This window comes from Mesorhizobium sp. WSM3868 (assembly GCF_002294785.1).
Taxonomy (GTDB): Bacteria; Pseudomonadota; Alphaproteobacteria; order Rhizobiales; family Rhizobiaceae; genus Mesorhizobium.
In genome coordinates this window covers 96,231-117,231 of record NZ_NSGB01000015.1, presented here as the reverse complement: position 1 = coordinate 117,231, position 21,001 = coordinate 96,231, and the positions used below count along the sequence as shown (strand labels likewise).

At 64.0% G+C, this 21,001-nt stretch carries 18 protein-coding genes; 10 read left to right on the top strand and 8 right to left on the bottom strand.

The genetic code is table 11. From position 1 onward, the window contains the following. Nucleotides 1–148 precede the first annotated feature (148 nt). The 3 genes from glmS to CK221_RS22225 form a co-directional block, all read right to left on the bottom strand. Nucleotides 149–1,972 (bottom strand): glutamine--fructose-6-phosphate transaminase (isomerizing), encoded by a 1,824-nt coding sequence (gene glmS, locus CK221_RS22235; protein WP_095779276.1) that lies wholly within the window; start codon nt 1,970–1,972, stop codon nt 149–151. Nucleotides 1,973–2,205: 233 nt separating this feature from the next. Then, complete coding sequence (glmU, locus tag CK221_RS22230; RefSeq protein ID WP_095779275.1) at nt 2,206–3,573, bottom strand: bifunctional UDP-N-acetylglucosamine diphosphorylase/glucosamine-1-phosphate N-acetyltransferase GlmU; 1,368 nt, start codon at nt 3,571–3,573, stop codon at nt 2,206–2,208. Nucleotides 3,574–3,720: 147 nt separating this feature from the next. Then, the gene (locus tag CK221_RS22225; RefSeq protein ID WP_095779274.1) at nt 3,721–4,467 is read right to left on the bottom strand and encodes a cytochrome c biogenesis CcdA family protein; all 747 of its coding nucleotides are present in this window, start codon (nt 4,465–4,467) and stop codon (nt 3,721–3,723) included. 403 nt (nt 4,468–4,870) lie between these two features. Here CK221_RS22225 and topA point away from each other — a divergent pair, with 403 nt between their 5' ends. The 7 genes from topA (at nt 4,871) to rpmG (ending at nt 13,193) form a co-directional block, all read left to right on the top strand. After that, on the top strand, nt 4,871–7,438 hold the full coding sequence (gene topA / locus CK221_RS22220; RefSeq protein ID WP_095779273.1) for a type I DNA topoisomerase: 2,568 nt from the start codon (nt 4,871–4,873) through the stop codon (nt 7,436–7,438). A 6-nt stretch (nt 7,439–7,444) separates the two neighbouring features. Beyond that, nucleotides 7,445–9,754: a ribonuclease R gene (gene rnr / locus CK221_RS22215; protein ID WP_095779272.1), complete on the top strand. Its 2,310-nt coding sequence runs from the start codon at nt 7,445–7,447 to the stop codon at nt 9,752–9,754. Continuing rightward, nucleotides 9,754–10,194: a DUF983 domain-containing protein gene (locus CK221_RS22210; protein ID WP_095779303.1), complete on the top strand. Its 441-nt coding sequence runs from the start codon at nt 9,754–9,756 to the stop codon at nt 10,192–10,194. The genes rnr and CK221_RS22210 overlap by 1 nt, the downstream gene beginning before the upstream one ends. Nucleotides 10,195–10,377: 183 nt before the next feature. Next, nucleotides 10,378–11,118, top strand: coding sequence for an NUDIX domain-containing protein (locus tag CK221_RS22205; RefSeq protein WP_095779271.1), 741 nt, complete (start codon nt 10,378–10,380; stop codon nt 11,116–11,118). 19 nt (nt 11,119–11,137) lie between these two features. Further along, the gene (locus tag CK221_RS22200) at nt 11,138–12,313 is read left to right on the top strand and encodes an MFS transporter (RefSeq protein WP_067328142.1); all 1,176 of its coding nucleotides are present in this window, start codon (nt 11,138–11,140) and stop codon (nt 12,311–12,313) included. A 98-nt stretch (nt 12,314–12,411) separates the two neighbouring features. Continuing rightward, on the top strand, nt 12,412–12,870 hold the full coding sequence (locus CK221_RS22195) for a hypothetical protein (RefSeq protein WP_095779270.1): 459 nt from the start codon (nt 12,412–12,414) through the stop codon (nt 12,868–12,870). 155 nt (nt 12,871–13,025) lie between these two features. Beyond that, entirely contained in the window at nt 13,026–13,193 is a 168-nt protein-coding gene (rpmG, locus tag CK221_RS22190) for a 50S ribosomal protein L33 (protein WP_040995604.1), read from the top strand. Between the two features lie 508 nt (nt 13,194–13,701). Here the strand turns inward: rpmG and CK221_RS22180 are convergent. Both CK221_RS22180 and CK221_RS22175 read right to left on the bottom strand, forming a co-directional pair. Further along, the gene (locus tag CK221_RS22180) at nt 13,702–15,075 is read right to left on the bottom strand and encodes a PleD family two-component system response regulator (protein ID WP_095779269.1); all 1,374 of its coding nucleotides are present in this window, start codon (nt 15,073–15,075) and stop codon (nt 13,702–13,704) included. Between the two features lie 15 nt (nt 15,076–15,090). Continuing rightward, nucleotides 15,091–15,462, bottom strand: a complete 372-nt coding sequence (locus CK221_RS22175; RefSeq protein ID WP_027166515.1) for a response regulator — start codon at nt 15,460–15,462, stop codon at nt 15,091–15,093. A 238-nt stretch (nt 15,463–15,700) separates the two neighbouring features. On the opposite strand from CK221_RS22175, the gene CK221_RS22170 reads away from it, so the two are divergent. Together CK221_RS22170 and CK221_RS22165 are read left to right on the top strand one after the other, a co-directional pair. Beyond that, complete coding sequence (locus CK221_RS22170) at nt 15,701–16,000, top strand: DUF3572 domain-containing protein (protein ID WP_067000920.1); 300 nt, start codon at nt 15,701–15,703, stop codon at nt 15,998–16,000. Then, nucleotides 15,997–16,650 carry a hypothetical protein gene (locus CK221_RS22165; RefSeq protein WP_095779268.1) on the top strand — a complete coding sequence of 218 codons (654 nt, stop codon included), beginning with the start codon at nt 15,997–15,999 and terminating at the stop codon, nt 16,648–16,650. The genes CK221_RS22170 and CK221_RS22165 overlap by 4 nt, the downstream gene beginning before the upstream one ends. Before the next feature lie 9 nt (nt 16,651–16,659). Here the strand turns inward: CK221_RS22165 and CK221_RS22160 are convergent, their stop codons facing one another. Both CK221_RS22160 and CK221_RS22155 read right to left on the bottom strand, forming a co-directional pair. Continuing rightward, a complete protein-coding gene (locus CK221_RS22160) occupies nt 16,660–18,243 on the bottom strand; it encodes a hypothetical protein (RefSeq protein ID WP_095779267.1) in 1,584 nt (527 codons plus the stop codon). 101 nt (nt 18,244–18,344) lie between these two features. Then, the gene (locus CK221_RS22155) at nt 18,345–18,920 is read right to left on the bottom strand and encodes a GNAT family N-acetyltransferase (protein ID WP_095779266.1); all 576 of its coding nucleotides are present in this window, start codon (nt 18,918–18,920) and stop codon (nt 18,345–18,347) included. Between the two features lie 65 nt (nt 18,921–18,985). Here CK221_RS22155 and CK221_RS22150 point away from each other — a divergent pair, with 65 nt between their 5' ends. Then, complete coding sequence (locus CK221_RS22150; RefSeq protein WP_095779265.1) at nt 18,986–20,314, top strand: DNA polymerase IV; 1,329 nt, start codon at nt 18,986–18,988, stop codon at nt 20,312–20,314. 28 nt (nt 20,315–20,342) lie between these two features. Here CK221_RS22150 and CK221_RS22145 read toward each other — a convergent pair whose 3' ends face one another. Further along, the gene (locus tag CK221_RS22145) at nt 20,343–20,846 is read right to left on the bottom strand and encodes a hypothetical protein (RefSeq protein ID WP_067000288.1); all 504 of its coding nucleotides are present in this window, start codon (nt 20,844–20,846) and stop codon (nt 20,343–20,345) included. Nucleotides 20,847–21,001: the final 155 nt, after the last annotated feature.

Here is a 21,001-nt window from a genome sequence, read left to right as displayed (position 1 = left end):
CCCTCCCTTCGTCATCCACGCGCGGAGCAAGGAGTGAAGCGACGCGGCGTAGACCCGAGGATCCATTCCGCGACGCCCGCCGAGGAGTGAAAGGGCCATCGGCAAGCCATACTTCGAACTACGGTGCCCAAAAGAAGCAGTGACAGTGCTATTCCACCGTCACCGATTTCGCCAGATTGCGCGGCTGGTCGACGTCGGTGCCCATGAACACTGCGGTGAAATAGGCGAGCATCTGGATCGGCAGCGCGTAGATGATCGGCGCGATGATCTCAGGCACTTCGGGCAGGATGATCGTCTCCATCGACTTGATGCCGGCCTGGGCCGCGCCCTTGGCGTCGGTGATCAGGATGATCTTGCCGCCGCGCGCCGCGACTTCCTGCATGTTGGAAACCGTCTTTTCGAAGATGCGGTCATGCGGCGCGATCACGATAACCGGCATGTTCTCGTCGATCAGCGCGATCGGTCCGTGCTTCAGCTCGCCGCCGGCATAGCCTTCGGCGTGGATGTAGGAGATTTCCTTGAGCTTCAGCGCACCTTCCATGGCTAGTGGAAAATTGGTGTTGCGGCCGAGATAGAGCACGTCCTTGTAGCGGGACAGCTCACGCGAGATGCGTTCGATCTGCTCGTCGAGCTTCAGCACCTGGGTGGCAAAGCGCGGCGCCTCGGAAAGCTCGCGCACCAGCCGCTTCTCCTCATCGCGCGAGATCGTCCCGCGCGCCACGCCGGCCCGCACTGCGAGCGAGGCCAGCACGGAGAGCTGGCAGGTGAAAGCCTTCGTCGAGGCGACGCCGATCTCCGGCCCGGCAAGCGTCGGCAGCACGACGTCGGATTCGCGCGCCATGGTCGATTCGCGCACATTGACGACCGCGCCGATCTTCATGCCGGCCTGGCGGCAGTAGCGCAGGGAAGCCAGCGTGTCGGCGGTCTCGCCCGACTGCGATATGAAGAACGCCGCGTCGTTCCCGGACAACGGCATCTCGCGGTAACGGAATTCCGAGGCGACGTCGATGTCGACCGGCAGCCGCGCATAGCGCTCGAACCAGTATTTGCTGATCAGCCCGGCCAGATAGGCGGTGCCGCAGGCCGAGAGCGCCAACCGGCCGATCTTGGCAAAGTCGAAGGGCAGATCGAGCGGCCTCGACACGCCGGAGACGAAATCGACATAATGCGCCAGCGTGTGCGAGATCACCTCCGGCTGCTCATGGATTTCCTTTTCCATGAAATGGCGGCGGTTGCCCTTGTCGACCATGAAGCTGGTCGAGAGCGACTGCTGGCGCTTGCGGTCGACCTTGTTGCCGTCGGCGTCATAGATGGTGACGCTGTTGCGACGCACTTCCGCCCAGTCGCCATCTTCGAGATAGGTGACTGCGTTGGTGAAAGGCGCCAGCGCGATCGCGTCCGAGCCCAAAAACATCTCGCCGTCGCCATGGCCGACGGCAAGCGGCGGACCGTTGCGGGCGCCGACGATCAGATCCTCGTCGCCCTTGAACATGATCGCCAGCGCAAACGCGCCCGAGAGCCGCTTCAGCGCCTGGTGCGCTGCCTGGACCGGCTTCAGCCCCTTGGCGAGCTCCCGCGCGACCAGATGCGCGACGACCTCGGTGTCCGTCTGAGAGGCGAATTTGTAGCCATCGCGGGAGAGCTCGTCGCGCAGCTCGGCGAAGTTCTCGATGATGCCGTTGTGGACAATCGCGACGCCTTCGGAAAAATGCGGATGCGCATTGGTCTCGTTCGGCACGCCATGGGTCGCCCAGCGGGTATGGCCGATGCCGATCGTGCCTTCCAGCGGATCTTCTTTCAGCCGGCGTTCAAGATTGATGAGCTTGCCTTCGGCGCGGCGGCGGCCGAGCGTGCCATTCTCGATGGTGGCGACGCCGGCCGAGTCATAGCCGCGATATTCGAGCCGCTTCAGCGCATCGACAATCAGCGGCGCGACCTGTGAATGGCCGACAATTCCAACGATACCGCACATGCGCTGCCCCCGATTCCCTGCGAAAACCCAGCGCTATTTACGGATGGCCGGCCTGCCGCGAAAGTCACTTTGCGTTTCGTTCGGTGTCACCCGGAACGGTTTTGCGACTGATGCACCATGACACGCCGCGCTTGCAATCCGGTTACTGCAAATGGTTGGTTTTTCGCGACGCGGTGCTCGATCATTTATGGTTGCCGCCAGCAGCGCCGGCCCGGAAAAACGTCTTTTGACAATCATTCCGCTGCTCTTTTCTTGGCCGCGGCCGCCGACGCGAAGCGCTCGCGCAGTTCCTTGCCCTTACCAGGCAGGGTCTTCTGGCGGGCGCGGCCGAAGGCGAGCGCATCGTCGGGCACGCTCTCGGTGATTACGCTGCCCGAGGCGACGTAGCCACCCTTGCCGATCGTGACCGGCGCCACCAGCGCAGAGTTGGAGCCGACGAAGGCGCCCTCGCCGATATCGGTGAAGAATTTCGAGAAGCCGTCATAGTTGCAGGTGATGGTGCCGGCGCCGATATTCGCCCCGGCACCGACCCGCGCGTCGCCGATATAGGTCAGGTGGTTGACCTTAGCCCCTTCCTCGATCGTTGCCTGCTTGACCTCGCAGAAATTGCCGACCTTGGCCTTTTGCCGCAGATCGGCGCCCGGCCGCAGCCGCGCGAACGGCCCGACATCGCAATAGGAAGCGACGGTGGCACCTTCGATATGGCTGAAGGCGTGGATTTTCGCCCCTGAAGCGATCTTGACGCCCGGCCCGAACCAGACATTTGGCTCGACGATCGTATCGGCGCCGATCTCGGTGTCATGCGAGAAATAGACGGTTTCGGGCGCGATCAGCGTTACGCCCGCAAGCATCGCCTCGCGCCGACGCCGCGTCTGCCAGATGCCTTCCGCCTCGGCCAGTTCCGCCCGGTTGTTGATACCGAGCGCGCTTTCGAAGCTCGCCTCGGTTGCCACCACATCGAGCCCCTCCGCGCCGGCGATCTCGACGATGTCGGTGAGATAGAACTCGCCCTTGGCGTTGTTGTTGCCGACCTTGTCGAGCAGCCGAAGTGCCTGGTTGCCGGCCACCGCCATCATCCCGGCATTGCAGAAGCCGATCTTTTTTTCCGCCTCGGAGCAGTCCTTCTCCTCCCGGATGGCGACGAGACGCCCGCCCTTCTCGATCAGCCGCCCGTATCCCGTCGGATTGGGCGGGCGGAAGCCGATCACCGCAACGGCAGCACCCTCCGCCAGCTTCTGCCGCGCGGCAGCCAGCGCTGCCGCATCGATCAGCGGCGTGTCGCCGAACATGACGAGGATGTCGTCGTAGCCCTTCGCTATCGCTTCGCGCGCGGCAAGCACCGCATGGGCCGTGCCGAGCCGCTTCTCCTGCACGAAGGTCTCGGCTTTCGGCGCGAATTTCTGCACCGCCTTCCGCATCTCGTCGGCGCCGTGGCCGATCACCAGCGCCAGACCCGTTGCCCCGGCGGCCTCAGCGGCCTTCACCACATGCGCCACCATCGGCAAGCCGGCAATGGCGTGCAGCACTTTGGGTATCGCGCTCTTCATGCGCGTACCTTCGCCGGCGGCGAGGATGACGGACAGGCAGGATCTCTGGCTCATAGGGCAACCGTATGAAAGGATTCAAATCATCGCATGCTAGCAGCGGCGTGATGCTGCACCAATGCGGTTAAATTCCGGTGAGACAGCGGATCACCTGGACTCTTGATCGGCAGGTCCACAATTCGATCCTGTGCACGAAGTGGCAGATCACCCGAGCCGCCCGAGCGCCGGGAAGTTTTCCAGCAGCCAGTAGGATGCGCTCTGCACGCCACCGGTGAGAAAAAACACGCCGGCGACGACGAGCAGCGCGCCGATCGCTTTTTCCACGCGACCGAGATGGACGCGAAATTTTCCCAGGAAGCGCATGAAGGCGCCGGAAAACAGCGCCGCGATCAGGAAGGGAATGCCAAGCCCGAGCGAATAGGCGGCGAGCAGCAGCGCGCCCTCGCCCACCGTCTGGCGGCCGCCGGCTAAGGTCAGGATCGGCCCCAGCACCGGGCCGATGCAGGGCGTCCAACCGAAGGCAAAGGCCAGCCCCATGACATAGGCGGCGATGATGCTGGCCGGCTTGCCCTGCGACTGGAAGCGCGCCTCGCGCGACAAGAGCGGGATGCGCAGGATGCCGAGGAAATTCAGGCCCATGATGATGATCAGCGCGCCGGCCACCATCGCCAGCGGTTCCTGCCAGACGCGCAGCAGCCGGCCGATCGTCGAGGCGCCGGCGCCAAGCGCGACGAATACGGTCGAGAAGCCGAGCACGAAGGCAACAGAGGCATAGAGCAGCGCGCCACGTGCGCCTTCGCGCGCCGTCGCGCCGGCGTTGCCGCGGAAATCGTCGACCGAAACGCCGGCCATGTAGCAAAGATAAGGCGGCACCAGCGGCAGCACGCAAGGCGACAGGAACGAGATCGCCCCTGCCCCGACCGCGCTGACATAGCCGATGTCCAATGCCATTTCACGATGCCCCGGTTTTGCTGGCGCCGATATAGCGATGCCGGCGCCTTCGTGCCAATCACCATTGTGTGGCGCGTGGTCGCTAGCCGAGGAAGAAGCGGCGGCCGCTGCCCGTTCCTTGGACGGCGCGATTGCCGCGTGCCGTCCGCGTACCGCCGGGCCGATGCTGGTTCTGTCGGGACTCCCCTCGGTAAAAGACCGAACCAAGACACGATCCGTCGGTGCGCCAAAAAATGTGTTCTCCGCCATACACTCTAAGAGTGTATCGCTGTCGGCCAGTTCGCAAATTGGGCCTGTCCCCTTGACCGATTGCAAAAGCACGGCCATGTGAGCGACGAAAAGAGTGGGATTTCGTCGTGCGCCGCGGAGCTCTTCCGCCGCCTCACAGCTGATAAGAGACCTCATGGACGTCGTCGTCGTCGAATCGCCGGCCAAGGCGAAGACAATCAACAAATATCTGGGCAAGAACTATAAGGTCCTGGCCTCGTTCGGCCATGTCCGCGATCTGCCGGCCAAGGACGGCTCGGTGCGCCCGGACGAGGACTTCGCCATGTCCTGGTCGGTAGACACCGCCTCCGGCAAGCGCCTCGCCGACATCGCCAAGGCGGTCAAGGACGCCGACGGGCTGATCCTCGCCACCGACCCGGATCGCGAGGGCGAGGCGATTTCCTGGCATGTGCTGGAAGTGCTGAGGCAGAAGCGCGCGCTGAAGGACAAGCCGGTCAGCCGCGTCGTCTTCAACGCCATAACAAAGACCTCGGTAATGGAGGCCATGGCCAATCCGCGCCAGATCGATGCGCCGCTGGTGGACGCCTATCTCGCGCGCCGCGCGCTCGACTATCTCGTCGGCTTCACCCTCTCGCCGGTGCTGTGGCGCAAGCTGCCGGGCGCCCGTTCCGCCGGGCGCGTGCAGTCGGTGGCGCTGCGGCTGGTCTGCGACCGCGAATCCGAGATCGAGCGCTTCGTCCGCGAGGAATACTGGCAGATCGCCGCCATCCTCAACACGCCGCGCAACGACAGTTTCGAGGCGCGGCTGACCGCCTATGCCGGCAAGAAGTTGCAGAAGCTCGACATCGCCAACAAGGCCCAGGCCGACGACATCAAGGCGATGCTCGAAGGTGCGACCTTCAAGGCGCTGTCGGTCGAAGCCAAGCCCACCAAGCGCAATCCGGGCCCGCCCTTCACCACCTCGACGCTGCAGCAGGCCGCCTCCTCGCGGCTCGGCTTCTCGGCCAACCGCACCATGCAGGTGGCGCAGAAGCTTTACGAAGGCATGGATGTCGGCGGCGAGACCGCCGGCCTCATCACCTATATGCGAACCGACGGCGTGCAGATGGCGCCGGAGGCGATCACCGCGGCGCGCGATGCCATCGCCAGCGAGTTCGGCGCGAAATACCTGCCCGAAAACCCACGCTATTATTCGGTCAAGGCCAAGAACGCCCAGGAAGCGCATGAGGCGATCCGCCCTACCGATTTCAAGCGCACGCCGGCATCGGTCAGGCAATATCTCGATGCCGATCAGGCGCGCCTCTATGAGCTGATCTGGAAGCGCGCGATCGCCAGCCAGATGCAGCCGGCCGAGATCGAGCGCACCACGGTCGAGATCGAGGCGGTCAACGGCGCCCGCAGCGCCGAGCTTCGCGCGGTCGGCTCGGTCATCCGCTTCGACGGCTTCATCGCCGCCTACACCGACCAGAAGGACGAGGACGCGGAGGACGAGGAAAGCCGCCGCCTGCCCGAGATCCGCGCCGGCGAGCAGCTTGCCCGCGAGGCGATCAACGCCACCCAGCACACGACCGAGCCGCCGCCGCGCTATTCCGAGGCGTCGCTGATCAAGAAGCTGGAAGAGCTCGGCATTGGCCGGCCGTCGACCTACACGGCGATCCTGAAGACGCTCGAGGACCGCGACTACGTCGCCATCGACCGGCGCAAGCTGGTGCCGCAGGCCAAGGGCCGGCTTCTGTCGGCCTTCCTCGAAAGCTTCTTCGAGCGCTATGTCGAATATGACTTCACAGCCTCGCTCGAGGAAAAGCTCGACGAGATCTCCGACGGCAAGCTCGCCTGGAAGGACGTGCTGCGCGACTTCTGGAAGGATTTTTCGGGCGCCGTCGACGACATCAAGGAACTGCGCGTCTCAGACGTGCTCGATGCGCTCAACGACGAGCTGGCGCCGCTGGTGTTCCCCGCGCGGGAGGACGGCTCAAACCCGCGCGTCTGCCCGAAATGCGGCACCGGCAACCTGTCACTGAAGCTCGGTAAGTTCGGCGCCTTCGTCGGCTGCTCGAATTATCCGGAATGCTCCTATACCCGCCAGCTTGGCGACGCCGCCAATCCCAACGGCGAGAACGGCAACGGCGACGACGGCGTCAAGCTGCTCGGCAAGGATCCATACACCGCCGAGGAGATCACGCTCAGGAGCGGCCGCTTCGGCCCCTACATCCAGCGCGGCGAAGGCAAGGACGCCAAGCGCTCGAGCCTGCCCAAGGGCTGGACCGCCGAGTCGATCGACCATGAGAAGGCGCTGGCGCTACTGGCGTTGCCGCGCGATGTCGGCAAGCATCCGGAAACCGGCAAGATGATTTCGGCCGGTCTTGGGCGGTACGGACCCTTCGTGCTGCACGACGGCACCTACGCAAATCTCGAAAGCATCGAGGACGTGTTCTCGATCGGCCTGAACCGCGCCGTGTCGGTGATCGCCGAGAAGCAGCAGAAGGGCAAGGGCGGCCGCAACGGGAGCACGCCGGCTGCGCTGAAGGAACTGGGCGAGCATCCCGACGGCGGCGGCAAGATCGTCGTGCGCGACGGCCGCTACGGACCCTACGTCAATTACGGCAAGGTCAATGCGACGCTGCCCAAGGGCAAGGATCCGCAATCGGTGACGATGGAAGAGGCAATCGCCCTGATTGCCGAGAAGGAAGCCAAGGGCGGAGGCGGCAAGAAGCCGTTCCGCCGGGCGGCAAAGAAAGGATAGCACGACGTGGCGCGCAGGATCTCCGGAAGAAGTCACGGCGATCCACGCAGCGCCGACACCAGGGCGAAGGTGGTCAAGGATGACTACCGGCCCTCGCGCGACGAAATCCTGCGCTACATCGCCGAGAACCCCGACCGCTCCGGAAAACGCGACATAGCCAAGGCTTTCGCGCTGCGCGGCGAGGACCGCATCTGGCTCAAGGATCTGCTGCGCGACCTGCAGGATGAGGGCCTGCTGACCAGGAACCGCAAGCGGCTCACCCGCGCCGGCTCCCTGCCGCATGTCGCCGTGCTCGACATTTTCGGCCGCGATAACGACGGTGTGCTTCTGGCGCATCCGAGCGAATACACCGGCCCGGGCTCGCCGCCCGTGATCGCCATCCGCATTTCGCGCGGCGCCAGCGGCCCGGTTCCGGGCATCGGCGCCCGCGTCCTCGCCAAGACCTTCCCGACCGACGATCCCTCAGGCCCCGCCTATACCGGGCGGGTCATGAAGATTTTCGAGAAGCGCAGCGAAGCCGTGCTCGGCGTCTTCCGCGTGCTGAAGGACGGCACCTTTCGCATCGAGCCGGTGGAACGCCGCCAGCCCGAGCTGATCGTCGACAAGGAATTCCAGAACGGCGCCAAAAATGGCGATCTGGTCGAGGTCGAGCCGGCGCGCGCTTCGCGCTACGGCCTGCCGCGGGCCAAGGTGCTGGCGGTGCTGGGCTCGCTGACCAGCGAGAAGGCGGTCTCGATGATCGCCATCCACGCCCACGACATACCCCATGTCTTTCCGGCCGATGTGATCGCCGAAGCCGACGCCGTGAAGCCGGTTTCGCTTGCCGGGCGCGAGGACTGGCGCGATCTGCCGCTGGTCACCATCGATCCGGCCGACGCCAAGGACCATGACGACGCGGTGTTCGCCACACCCGATACGGACGAGAAGAATCCCGGCGGCGTCATCGTCACCGTGGCAATCGCCGATGTCGCGGCCTATGTCCGCTACGGCACGCCGCTCGACCGCGAGGCGCTGAAGCGTGGCAATTCGGTCTATTTCCCGGACCGCGTCGTGCCGATGCTGCCCGAGCGCATCTCCAACGACCTCTGCTCGCTGCGCGAAGGCGAGGACCGTCCCGCGATCGCCGTGCGCATGACCTTTTCGGCGGAAGGCCGCAAGCTCAGGCACTCCTTCCACCGCATCATGATGAAATCGGCGGCCAAGCTCGCCTATCCGCAGGCGCAGGCGGCGATCGATGGCGTGCCCGACGACAAGACGGGGCCGATCCTCGAAGGCGTTCTGAAGCCCCTCTGGGACGCCTATGCCGTGCTCAAGCGCGGCCGCGACAGCCGCCAGCCGCTCGAACTGGAGCTGCCGGAACGCAAGATCCTGCTCAAGCCCGACGGCACCGTCGACCGGGTCGTCGTGCCGGAGCGCCTCGATGCCCACAAGCTGATCGAGGAGTTCATGATCCAGGCCAATGTCGCGGCCGCGGAGACGCTTGAAGGCAAGAAAGAGCCGCTCGTCTACCGCATCCACGACGCGCCGTCGCTGGCGAAACAGGAATCGCTGCGCGAGTTCCTGCACACGCTTGGCCTGTCGCTGGCGCGCGGCGCGCAGATGCGGCCCGGGCAGTTCAACGCAATTCTGGAGCGGGTGCGCGGTGCCGACAACGAGGCGCTGGTCAATGAAGTGGTGCTGCGCTCGCAGAGCCAGGCGGAATACTCGCCGAAGAACATCGGCCATTTCGGTCTCAACCTGAGACGCTACGCGCATTTCACGTCGCCGATCCGGCGCTATGCGGATCTCATCGTGCATCGCGGACTGATTGCCGCGCTCGGCCTCGGTCCCGGCGGCCTGACGCAGCAGGAAGCGGATCGCCTGGAAGAGGTCGGCGCGCTGATCTCGGCCACCGAACGCCGCGCCATGGCGGCCGAACGCGACACGGTCGACCGGCTGATCGCGGCCTATCTCGCCGAGCGCATCAACGACACCTTCGACGCTCGCATCTCCGGCGTCGCCAAGGCGGGACTCTTTGTCCAATTGCCGCAGTATGGCGCCGATGGTTTCATCCCGGTGTCAAGTTTGGACGGCGATTACTATATCTACGATGAAACCGCTCGATCGCTGTTCGGAGAGCGCACCGGCAAGGGCTACCAGCTAGCCGACCGCGTCGAGGTGCGGCTGCTCGAGGTTGCGCCGATGGCGGGCGCGATGCGTTTCGAAATGCTGAGCGACCCGAAGCCGCTGCCAGGCTCGCGACGGTCGTTCCACAAGACCAAGGGCCGCGCCCGCGCGTCGCAGTCGCGCATGGGTCCCCGCGGCAGGAGAAGATGATGTCGAAGGGCATGGAAGAACAGGTTTTCGGCGGCGAGCATCATTCGGGCCGCGTCGCGCGTCCGCTGTGGACGGCAATCAAGCGCGGCATGCTTGGCCGCTGCCCGCATTGCGGCGAAGGCAAGCTGTTCGGCGCCTTCACCAAGCCCGTAGACAAATGCGGCGTCTGCGGCGAGGAGCTTCATCACCATCGCGCCGACGACCTTCCCGCCTATCTGGTGATCGTCATCGTCGGCCACATTGTGGTTGGCGCCTTCATGACCGTGGAGGCCACCACCACGCTTTCGACCTGGCAGCACGCGCTGATCTGGGTGCCGCTGACCATTATTCTGGCCATCGCGCTGTTGCAGCCGGTCAAAGGCGCCGTCATCGGCCTGCAATGGGCGCTTTATATGCACGGCTTCGGCGGCGAGAAGGACGAGTTCGAGCCGCATCCCTAAGCCTGCAGCGGTTCTGCCCTTGAGACAAACAACGACCATCTCCGAACAGTGGAATTCCAGATCGAGAACCGCTGCGCGTTTTCCTGGAATCGCTGCGGCAGCGACGTTTGGTCCGGGGCTGGTGCAAAGGCCCGAACACGCAAGCCACTTTCGCGTTCGAGAAGTTTCCGCTAGGTCGAGCGCATGGAAGGAATGACCAAGGCGGATGTCGACAAGCTCGATAAAGGCTTGGCCGTGCACGGCGGTCGGCCGCTTCGCCCGCGCGATGCCGCAACCTTGATCCTGCTCGACAGGAGAGCCAGCGACGTTCTGGTGCTGATGGGCCGGCGCCATGCCGGCCACGCCTTCATGCCGGGAAAATTCGTCTTCCCCGGGGGCCGCACCGATGCCGCCGACAGCCGCGTTCCGGTGGCTGCCCCGCTGCATCCTGAGGAAGAGGCGAGGCTTGTGAGCGGCCCCGGCCGCGCGAGTGCCGCACGGGCGCGCGCCATCGCCATGTCGGCAATTCGTGAGACTTACGAGGAAGCCGGCCTGCTGATCGGTCGTAAAGGCCCGTTCGCGACCGCCAAGCGCGATTGGCAGGGTTTCGTCGAACACGGCGTCGCACCGTCGCTGGACGCCCTGCGCTTCATTGCCCGAGCCATCACGCCGCCCAACCGCGTGCGCCGCTTCGATACCCGCTTCTTCAGCGCCTGGCGTGAGGATGTCGCCGTCGAATTGCCCGACGGTGGTCCAACCAACGAGTTGGAGGAGCTCGTCTGGCTGCCGCTTGGCGACGCCCGCAAGGCCGACACACCCGACATCACCCGCATGATCCTGGAAGAACTGGAAAGGCGGCTCGCCCACGATCCGTTGCTGCGTCCGGGCGGCGCAGTGCCGTTCTTCCGCCTCATCCGAAACCGCTTCGTTCGCGAAGTCCTTTAGAAGCAGAGCATCCCCATCGATGACGGTCGATACCCAGCAACAGGGCGACGAACGCGTACACTGGCTGCCGATGACTGCGGCGATCTCCTCGATCAGCGTGGTCGGCATTGCCATCGGCCTCGGCATGCCGCTGCTCAGCGTCATCCTCGAATCGCGCGGCCACTCGGCCTCGATGATCGGCCTCAACACGGCGGTCGCCGGGCTCGCCTCGATCGCCGGCGCGCCGCTCGCCACGCCGCTGGCCATGCGCCTCGGCGTCGCCCAGACCATGCTTTTGATGATCGCCGTTGGCGCGCTCGCTTTTGTCGGCTTTCATTTCGCGCCGGCCTTCTGGATGTGGTTTCCGCTCCGCGTCGCGCTGCACATTTCGCTGACAGTGCTCTTCATTCTGTCGGAATTCTGGATCAGCACCTCGGCGCCCCCGCATCGTCGCGGCCTTGTGCTTGGCATCTACGCTACGGTGCTTTCTCTGGGCTTCGCCGCCGGGCCGTGGCTATTCGCCCATGTCGGCTCCGGTGGCTTCCTGCCGTTCGGCGTCACCATTGCGTTGGTAACGCTTGCTGCCATCCCGGTGCTGGCGGCTCGTAACGAGAGCCCGGCGATCGTCGCCGACGGCGAAACCAGCCATTTCCTGCGCTATATCTGGATGGTGCCCACAGCAACCTTCGCCGTGCTCGTATTCGGCGCCGTCGAGACCGGCGGCTTTTCGCTCTTCCCGGTCTATGGCAGCCGCATCGGCTACTCCGAGGCCGACGCTGCGCTGTTGCTGACCATGATCGGGCTCGGCAACGTGCTGCTGCAGATACCGATTGGCATGATCAGCGACCGAGTCTCGGACCGCCGCTACCTGCTTCTGGCCTGCGCCACGGTCGGCCTCATCGGAACCGTGTTCATGCCTTTCTTCGCCAAGGACTGGCACCTGATGGCGGCGCTTCTGTTCGTCTGGGGCGGTGTGGTCGCGGCCATGTACACGATCGGCCTTGCGCATCTGGGTTCTCAGCTTTCCGGCCATGAACTCGCCTCTGCCAACGCCGCCTTCGTGCTCTGCTATGGGGTCGGCATGGTGATCGGCCCGCAGGCGATCGGCATCGGCATGGACGCCTTCGGCCCTTCGGGCTTCGGCTGGTCGCTGGCGCTGTTCTTTGCCGCGTACATGCTCCTGGTCCTCGTCAGGTTGGTGCGAAAGATCCTCTAGTGAAAATGTCGCCCAGCACCGGGGCATGCTGACATCACCGTGTCAGCAGGCCCCCTGCTATACCCTCGCTCCGATCCAGGAAGAGCGAGGATATAGCGATGATCGACAGCGGCTTTGAAACCAAGTCCCTCAGGATGGAACTGCTTCTGCTCGTCACCTTCCAGGCGCCGGCGGCCGATGTCGAGCGCATCATGGAGGCGGTGGTGGCGATCACGCCGCTGCGCATGGGCAAGTATGACGGCAATGCCTACCAGTCGGCGCAAGGAATAGAGCGCTACCGGACGCTCGAATGCGCTGCCGCGGGCGCCGAGATCGAGTTGCGCAGGCGGCCGGGCACGGTCGAGGTGTCGTTCGAACTGCCCGACGATCAGGCGCTCGCCGCCCGTGTCGCCGAAGCGATATTCCAGGCCCATTCCTACCAGGAGCCTGTGATCCGCATTCAGCCGCTGCTGACCAGCCGTTCCAAGGGACTCGACGACCATACCAATCCGAACCGCTGGTGGAACACCACCGGCGACTGGAAGAAGGCCGATCTGCAGGTCAGGGAGAACGCCTGACGCGGCGAGTTCCGCCGCGTCAAAACGGGGCAAGAAGGCGCTTGGACTTGACTTTCCGGGCGCGTTCTTTATGTGTCGCGCCAAGTTTCCCGCGTCCGGGTGTTTTCCCCGTGCTCCAGCGGCCAAAACTCCACGAACATTAACGGACGAACATCATGGCCAAAGCCGCAAACATCAAGATCAAGCTTCTGTCGACCGCCGACACCGGTTTCTTCTACGTGACCAGCAAGAACAGCCGCACCAAGACGGACAAGCTGTCGTTCCGTAAGTACGACCCGATTGCCAAGAAGCACGTCGAGTTCAAGGAAACCAAGATCAAGTAATCCGGTTTATCCTGAAATGCCGAACGCCGCCCCTTGGGGCGGCGTTTTTGTTTTCAGCGGGCGGATGCTCGAGCAAGAAAGCCCGCGGCTGCCTGACGCTGAATCATCATGAGAAAAAGGGGGCCGGTCGGCGGTTGGCAGCGGTACGAGGAGGCCACTATGTGCCAGCGCCGGCCGGCCGACCCCACGGACCCAGGAGATGCGGCGGACCTGAGCATCATGGGGTATTTTCTGGATCGAGCCGGGCAGTCTACCCTCGTGCCGGCTTCGTCTTCGTTCTATGCCAAGCAGATTTGCGCAAGAACTTATGAAAATCAACCATTTCTTAACCACGGCTCCCGAATCGCTTGGATTAAGGTAAATTCCTAACCCTATCGGGTTGACGCGGAATTGGGGCTTCCGTGGGTAACCGCATCGCGGCGCAACGATTTCAGGCAACGCGCTTAAGTCTTCTGGTCTTGTCCATGTCGATGCGCCAAAACTGCTGCGCACCATTGGGTGACACGGACTAGGCGGCCTTGGCGACAACCCGGTTGCGGCCGCCGCTCTTGGCCTCGTAGAGCGCAAGGTCGGCTCGCTTCATCAACGCCGCGACCGTATCGGCTCCCCTCAGCACCGATGACACGCCGACGCTGACCGTCACATCGATCGTCTTGCCATCGCTGCCGATTGCGAAGGGCGCCTGCGCGATCTCGGCGCGGATACGCTCGGCCACCTTCTCGGCGATTGGCCCGTCGGTATCCGGCATGACCACGACGAACTCCTCGCCGCCGAAGCGGCAGGCGAGATCGATGCCGCGCACGTTCTTGCGCAGCCGCCTGGCGAATTCACGCAGAACGTCGTCGCCGCCGTCATGGCCATGGGCGTCATTGATGGATTTGAAACGGTCGAGGTCGGTGATCATCACCGAGAGCGGCCGCCGCCGCGCCACGGCGCGGTCGAACAGCGTCTCAAGATGGCTATCCAGGTAGCGGCGGTTGTGCAGGCCGGTCAGCGCGTCGGTCACCGCCATCTCGATGGTCTGGGTGACGCTGGCGCGCAGCTGATCGTTATAGCGCTTGCGCCGCACCTGCGTGCGCAGCCGGGCCGTCAGCTCGTGCTGATCGATCGGCCGCGTCAGATAGTCGTTGATGCCGAGTTCGAGGCCGCGGATGATACGGCCCTCCTCGCCCTCATCGGCCAAGAGCATGATCGGCAGGAAGCGGGTGCGGTCGAGCGAGCGCAGTTGCGAGCAAAGCCGGAGCGCATCGAAATCGGCGAAGGCCGTCGAGATCAGCACGCATTCATAGGCGGTCTCGGCGGCCTGGAAGAATCCGGCATTCGGATCGGTGGCGACGTCGAGATCGGCGCCGCCGCGAAGCATCTTCTGGATACGCTCGATAGACGACTTGCGCTCGTCCACCAGAAGCACCTTGGGCTTGGTGTCTTCCGTCGCGAAGTTGCGGCTGAGCAGCTCTTCGATGCCGATGTTGCGCGTGGTCGAGGCGCGCAGCCGCAATTCGTCGGTCAGCGACTTCAGCCTGACCAGGCTCTTCACCCGCGTCATCAGTTGCAGATCATTGACCGGCTTGGTGAGGAAATCGTCGGCGCCCGCCTCAAGGCCGCGCACCCGGTCGGATACCTGGTCGAGCGCGGTGATCATGACAACCGGAATATGCGAGGTCGCCGGGTCGCTCTTCAGCCGCTTGCAGACCTCGAAGCCATCCATGCCCGGCATCATCACGTCGAGCAGCACGACATCGACCTTGCCGTTTTCGCAGGTCTCGATCGCATCCGGGCCGTTGCCGGCCGTCAGCACCTCGAAATATTCGGCCAGCAGCCGAACCTCCAGCAGCCGCACATTGGCAGGGATGTCATCGACGACGAGGATCCGCGCGGTCATCTCAAAGGCTCCGGCTCAGGCATCGCCCAGATAGGATTTGATCGTTTCGATGAAGCGCGGCACCGAGATCGGTTTGGAAATATAGGCCTCACAGCCGCCCTGGCGGATGCGCTCCTCGTCGCCTTTCATCGCGAAGGCGGTGACGGCGATGACCGGGATCGAGTGCAATTCGTCGTCTTCCTTCAGCCACTTGGTCACTTCCAGGCCAGAAACCTCGGGCAGTTGGATGTCCATCAGGATTAGGTCCGGCCGGTGCTGGCGCGCGAGATCCAGCGCCTCCAGGCCGTTGCGCGTGCGGACCGTTTCGTAACCGCTGGCTTCGATGAGGTCCCGAAAGAGCTTCATGTTGAGCTCATTGTCCTCGACGATCATGACCTTCTTAGCCATCAATTTCCCGTCCCGACGGTCCCCTGAGCCGAAGACCGCCGTCATGCGTCCTTGCCGGATCGCACCCAACCCGCCTGTACCCTACGTCAATATGATTGACGAAACGCAAACCTGCCGTTGGAAAAGCACACCCATTCCACTTGCGGCTGCAGGGCTGAAGCGGCTGAGACTTGCCGCAAGCGACGCTTGCCATTACTGCGGAAGAAAGACTCAACATGCACATCGGCAAAAGGTAATGATGACGAACGCAGCGTCAATGCGCGAGGAGGCGGAAACCCTTGCCGTCAGGGCGCTTGGCTTCGTCGCCGGCGATCCGGAGCTGTTGCCTCGCTTCCTGGCGATAACCGGCATCGAGGCGCGGTCGATCCGCCACGCTGCCGCGGAGCCGGGCTTCCTTGCCGGCGTGCTGCAGTTCATCCTCGCCCACGAGCCGACGCTTTTGCGCTTTGCCGAGGAAACGGGCACGCCACCGGCTGCCGTCGGCAAGGCCTTGCGGGCGCTGCCGCTCGGCAATGACGATCATGAGCGCTCGACATGAGCGACGATCCCGAAACCGCGCGCCAGATCGAGGAGTTGGCGGCCGACGACCGGCCGCTGCTGGTGCTCGATGTCGATGATGTCGTGCTCGAATTCATCCGTCCCTTCCCGAACTACCTGAGGTCGCGCGGCTTCGGGCTGACCCTCGCCTCCTTCCGCCTCACCGGCAACATCGCCGAGACGGCGTCCGGCCGGCTGATCGAGCAGGCCGAGGTCACGGCCCTTCTCGGCGATTTCTTCGATGCCCAGGCCGATTGGCAAAGCATCACCGACGGCGCCGCGGAGGCGCTGGCGTCGCTCGGACAGCGCGCCGAAATCGTGCTCCTGACCGCGATGCCACACAAGCACCGCGCCGTGCGCCGGGCGTATCTCGACGCGCTTGGCCTGAACTACCCGCTCCTGACCACCGAAATGGCCAAGGGCCCAGCCATCGCCAAGCTGCGCGGCGCCAAGGGCCGGCCCGTCGCCTTCGTCGACGACCAGCCCTCCAACCTGCTGTCGGCGCGCAGCTCTGTCGCCGACGCGCACCTCTTCCACCTGATGGCCGACAATTCGCTGCGCGCTTTCCTGCCGCCGACGCCGGACGACATCATCTCGGTCGACAACTGGCGCGAGGCGGCGCCGAGGATTGCGGGCGCGCTCGGGCTATAATTCAGGCGTTCAGGGCTGCAGCTTCGCTCCAGCCCCGCTATTGTCGCCGCCGTCCGAATCGGCCCCGCCGGTTGAATTGTCCGTGCCGTTCGCGCCGTCATCGCCGCTCGAATTGTCGTCCTGCCCCGCGTTGTCGTCCTGGACTTTATCCGGGCCCTTCAGCATGGCGCCGTTGACGACGATGGACCCATCGGCCTTGGTGTTGATCACCCACTCCAGGCGACCGTCAGGCAGTGTCTTGCCAAAACCCTTGACGGCAAGCGCGAACGGGAAGGCCTGCACCATTTGCTCATCGCTCTTTGCCGCTTCCTTCAGGGCATCGACGATCCTGTCGTAGCCGGCGAGGTCGATGGTCACGCTCCCATCGGCTTTCTTGCTATCCGGGAAATACACCTCGCCTTCCATGGCGACTTCGATACCGCCATTCTTCACTGTCGAGTGCCCGAACACGATCTTGGGCTTCTTGGCCTTGAAATCCTCGACCAAAGCCTTGCCGAATGCATCCGGCAGCGACGGATTCTTATTGAGATCAAAGGCTTCCATCGTCTTCCTTGCCATCGTATCGAGATCAATATTGGCGCCACCGAAGTTGAGGTCGATATCCGTCGGCAGCAACGCGACGCTCCAGGCGGGCAGCGCTTGCTGCGGGATCGTCAGGCCGGAGGCCTTGATCGAGTAATCGACTCTGCCGTTCGGTGAGATTCCGTCCATCGCGAACGCGGTGCTGAACTGCTTCGCCGCGAATTTGCCGACGGGGCTCTCCACCTCGAAATCCTTGAAGCTGTAGTTGCCGTCGATCCTTTCCCAGACGGGCAGCGCGGCCAACAGGAGCGATTTGAGCTCCGCCTGGTTAGCCTTGAGCTTGGCTTCGTCCTCGTTGGCGACGGCAAAGGCAAGAAGGTCGAGCAACGGCTTCGTCCGTACGCCCTTGCCATTCGCATCAACGGAAAGTTCGGGCGTTTTCAGGGCGACTGGAAAATTCATTCCGCTGTTGGGATCGTCGATCTTGATCGTCTCGACGAAGCTCGAGACCTTTTGCGTTGCCTTGAAGTCGACGCCGCCATTGGCCGACTTGGTGGCGGCAATCGTCGCGGTGCCTGCACCGGCGGTGACGTCCGCCTGCTGCTTGGCTTCCCGAGACGTCATCGTCATGCCGGCCATCGAGCTGGTGCCGCTGGTGAACGCCGCCAAGTTCGGATCGTAGACGGCGGAGCCCTTGCCGTCCTTGACCGAAACTTGCATGCTTTGCGGGCCTTCGGGTCCGTTGAATTCGAAGGACATGGTTTGGGAAAAATCCGAGGTGACCTCCCAGGATCCATCGCTGCGCGGCTTCACCAACAAGGCATAGGGCGCGAGGTCGATCTTGAACGGCTTCTGCTCCGGCAGGGCGCTGACCAGGGCCTTGACGTCCACTGCGATCTTGTAGGCGTCGCCTTCGACCGAGACCTTGAGCACGCCCTTCTCGAACGCCTGCTTGCCGAAATAGCGCGCCAGATTGTCCGAAAGCTGTTTGGCGCCCTGGCTGTCGACGGTCTGTGCAACGGCCGGCGCGCTGAAAGCAAGAATGAAAACAAGTGGCAAAACACGCTTCACGTCAGTCTCCGTCGGTCTCGGAAGGCAAATCGTTTCGTCTTCTGGTAGAAAAGAAGCATTACAGCCGCAAGACGATGACTGTAAGCCAAATCCTCAAGCGGCTAAAGCACCAGCCGCATCAGCGGCCTACCGGGCTTGCGCTCCAGAAGCCTCTCGAACCCGGCCTTCTCGAACACGCGCGACGAGCCGACGAACAGCCCGATCGAACGCGAATCGCGCGACAGATCGATCGGGCAGGCCTCCAGCAGCCTGGCGCCATTTTCGCGGGCAAAGGCGATGCCGCCGTCGACAAGGCGATGAGTGATGCCCCTGCCCCGCGCCTTGGCGCGAATAAAAAAGCAAGAGATCGCCCAGACGTTCGGGTCTTGGGCATCCGCGGGATCGACAGGCGCCGAGCCCCGGCCTTGATTGTTCCATTCGGGCACGTCGGCGCGCGGGCCGACCTGCATCCAGCCGACGGCCTTGCCGTCCTCGAAAGCCAGAAGCCCGGGCGGCGGGCCGGCTTCGATGCGCGCCTTGATGTGATCCTTGTTGCGCTCGCGGTCGCTCGCCCGCCGCTCCGCCGGGGTCAGCCGGAAATGCGTGCACCAGCAGCCGTAACAGGCGCCCTGCTTGCCGAAGAGATCCTCGAAATCGGTCCAATGCTCAGGACTCAGCGGTACTATGGTCGTGCTCATACGTTCTCCCCAGGCCAAGCTTGTTGCCGGCCCTGCACTGTCGTACCATTGCGTTTGTTCTCTTTATGTTCGCAGCGATGACGGCTCCTGTCAACAATCCCCAACACGGCTTTTGTCGCGACTGCCTGGCTTCTCAGCGCAGCGAGACGCGCCGTTGCGAGCGCTGCGGCAGCCCGCGCCTTGCCCGTCATCCGGAACTCTACCGGCTGCACATCGCTCACATCGACTGCGACGCTTTCTATGCCGCCATCGAAAAGCGCGACAATCCGGCGCTGAAGGACAAGCCGCTGATCGTCGGCGGCGGCAGGCGCGGCGTCGTCTCCACTGCCTGCTACATTGCCCGCATCCAGGGCGTGCGCTCGGCGATGCCGATGTTCAAGGCGCTCGAGGCTTGTCCCGAGGCCGTGGTGATTGCGCCGAACATGGAAAAATATGTCGGCGTCGGCCGCGAGGTGCGCGCGCTGATGCAGGCGCTGACGCCGCTGGTCGAGCCGCTGTCGATCGACGAAGCTTTTCTCGACCTCGCCGGTACCGAGCGGCTGCATGGGATGTCGCCGGCGCTTGTGCTGGCCCGCTTCGCGCAGACCGTCGAGAAGGAACTCGGCATCACCGTTTCCACCGGTCTCTCTTACTGCAAGTTCCTGGCCAAGATCGCGTCGGACTTCCGCAAGCCGCGCGGCTTTTCAGTCATCGGCGAAGCGGAAGCGCCAAGCTTTCTTGCCGGGCAGCCGGTCACGCTGATCTGGGGCGTCGGCAAGGCCTTGGCCGCGACGCTCGAGCGCGACGGCATCCGCACCATTGCCCAACTGCAGCGCATGGAGCGCGGCGAGCTGATGCGCCGTTACGGTGTCATGGGCGACCGGCTCTACCGGCTTTCGCGCGGCGAGGACGACCGCCGCGTCGACCCCGACGGCGATGCCAAGAGCGTATCGGCCGAAACCACCTTCGACAACGACATCGGCTCGCTGGCAGAATTGGTGCCGGTGCTGCGCGGCCTGTCGGAAAAAGTCTCGGCGCGGCTGAAGAAATCCGGCATTGCCGGGCGCACCGTGGTGCTGAAGCTGAAGACGCAGGATTTCAAGCTGCGCACCCGCAACCGCCAGCTTGGCGATCCGACACGGCTGGCCGATCGCATCTTCCAGACCGGGCTCGATTTGTTGCGTCGCGAGACCGACGGCACGAAATTCCGCCTGCTCGGCATCGGCGTCAGCGATCTTTCCGACGACGGGAAGGCCGATCCGCCGGATCTGGTCGACGTCCAGTCGCGCAAGCGCGCGATGGCCGAAACCGCGATCGACGAGCTGCGCGACAAATTCGGCAGGAAGGCCGTCGAGACCGGTTACACCTTCGGCAAGGGCCGTGCCGCCAACCCGCCCGAGCCGCTCGAGGACTGAGACCGGCTGGCATTCATGGCTGGCTTGATCAGGTGCGCTGCAGGTCGATCCGGCTCGTCACCATGGTCTTGCCGGTCTTCGGATCCGTGTCGGTCACTGTCAGCCGCATGCTGTCGCTGCCGGTCTTTTCGACGGTCAACTGCGCTTTGCGGTCGCCATTGACCTCCTTTGCCCAACGGATGCCGAGATTGAGCGCGTTGCCCGAGCGGCTGCCGTTCAATTGCGCCGGCCCGGTACGCGAGCCGATATAGACGCCGCTATAGCCCCTGCCGGTGGCCTTCAGATCCGCGCTGATCTCCCGCGTCATTAAGATCAGCCCGCGGCATTTGCCGTCGAGCGACAGCGAGGTCGAGGTAGCGCCGGATTTGAAGTCGCAGGAGATATTCACCGTCGGCGCATTCGCGCTCACCTTGAAGGTGCCGTTGCCGGCGAAGCTGCCCTGGAACGAGCGCAGGAAATCTGCATCGTCGGCGTAGGCGCTTGCGGCAGTCATCAGGCAGCCGGCGAGAACGAGCGGAACCACTGGTCTCATCGAAATTCTCCCCCGTTGGAGCCGAAACACGCCTCCTGGCTTCGGAAGGCGCAAACAGACTCAGGAACGCAAGCGATCTTGGCAGGTTCCCCTGCCGATATGACCGTTTTGCAACAAGGCCGGTTGCCGTGAGGGTATTTTAAGCCGGCGGCGGC

What these genes read in the sequence shown, in the direction of transcription:
- glmS (WP_095779276.1), bottom strand. Translation starts at nt 1,972, where the DNA reads ATGTGCGGTATCGTTGGAATTGTCGGCCATTCACAGGTCGCGCCGCTG.
- glmU (WP_095779275.1), bottom strand. Translation starts at nt 3,573, where the DNA reads ATGAGCCAGAGATCCTGCCTGTCCGTCATCCTCGCCGCCGGCGAAGGT.
- CK221_RS22225 (WP_095779274.1), bottom strand. Translation starts at nt 4,467, where the DNA reads ATGGCATTGGACATCGGCTATGTCAGCGCGGTCGGGGCAGGGGCGATC.
- topA (WP_095779273.1), top strand. Translation starts at nt 4,871, where the DNA reads ATGGACGTCGTCGTCGTCGAATCGCCGGCCAAGGCGAAGACAATCAAC.
- CK221_RS22210 (WP_095779303.1), top strand. Translation starts at nt 9,754, where the DNA reads ATGTCGAAGGGCATGGAAGAACAGGTTTTCGGCGGCGAGCATCATTCG.
- CK221_RS22205 (WP_095779271.1), top strand. Translation starts at nt 10,378, where the DNA reads ATGGAAGGAATGACCAAGGCGGATGTCGACAAGCTCGATAAAGGCTTG.
- CK221_RS22200 (WP_067328142.1), top strand. Translation starts at nt 11,138, where the DNA reads ATGACGGTCGATACCCAGCAACAGGGCGACGAACGCGTACACTGGCTG.
- CK221_RS22195 (WP_095779270.1), top strand. Translation starts at nt 12,412, where the DNA reads ATGATCGACAGCGGCTTTGAAACCAAGTCCCTCAGGATGGAACTGCTT.
- rpmG (WP_040995604.1), top strand. Translation starts at nt 13,026, where the DNA reads ATGGCCAAAGCCGCAAACATCAAGATCAAGCTTCTGTCGACCGCCGAC.
- CK221_RS22180 (WP_095779269.1), bottom strand. Translation starts at nt 15,075, where the DNA reads ATGACCGCGCGGATCCTCGTCGTCGATGACATCCCTGCCAATGTGCGG.
- CK221_RS22175 (WP_027166515.1), bottom strand. Translation starts at nt 15,462, where the DNA reads ATGGCTAAGAAGGTCATGATCGTCGAGGACAATGAGCTCAACATGAAG.
- CK221_RS22170 (WP_067000920.1), top strand. Translation starts at nt 15,701, where the DNA reads ATGACGAACGCAGCGTCAATGCGCGAGGAGGCGGAAACCCTTGCCGTC.
- CK221_RS22165 (WP_095779268.1), top strand. Translation starts at nt 15,997, where the DNA reads ATGAGCGACGATCCCGAAACCGCGCGCCAGATCGAGGAGTTGGCGGCC.
- CK221_RS22155 (WP_095779266.1), bottom strand. Translation starts at nt 18,920, where the DNA reads ATGAGCACGACCATAGTACCGCTGAGTCCTGAGCATTGGACCGATTTC.
- CK221_RS22150 (WP_095779265.1), top strand. Translation starts at nt 18,986, where the DNA reads ATGTTCGCAGCGATGACGGCTCCTGTCAACAATCCCCAACACGGCTTT.
- CK221_RS22145 (WP_067000288.1), bottom strand. Translation starts at nt 20,846, where the DNA reads ATGAGACCAGTGGTTCCGCTCGTTCTCGCCGGCTGCCTGATGACTGCC.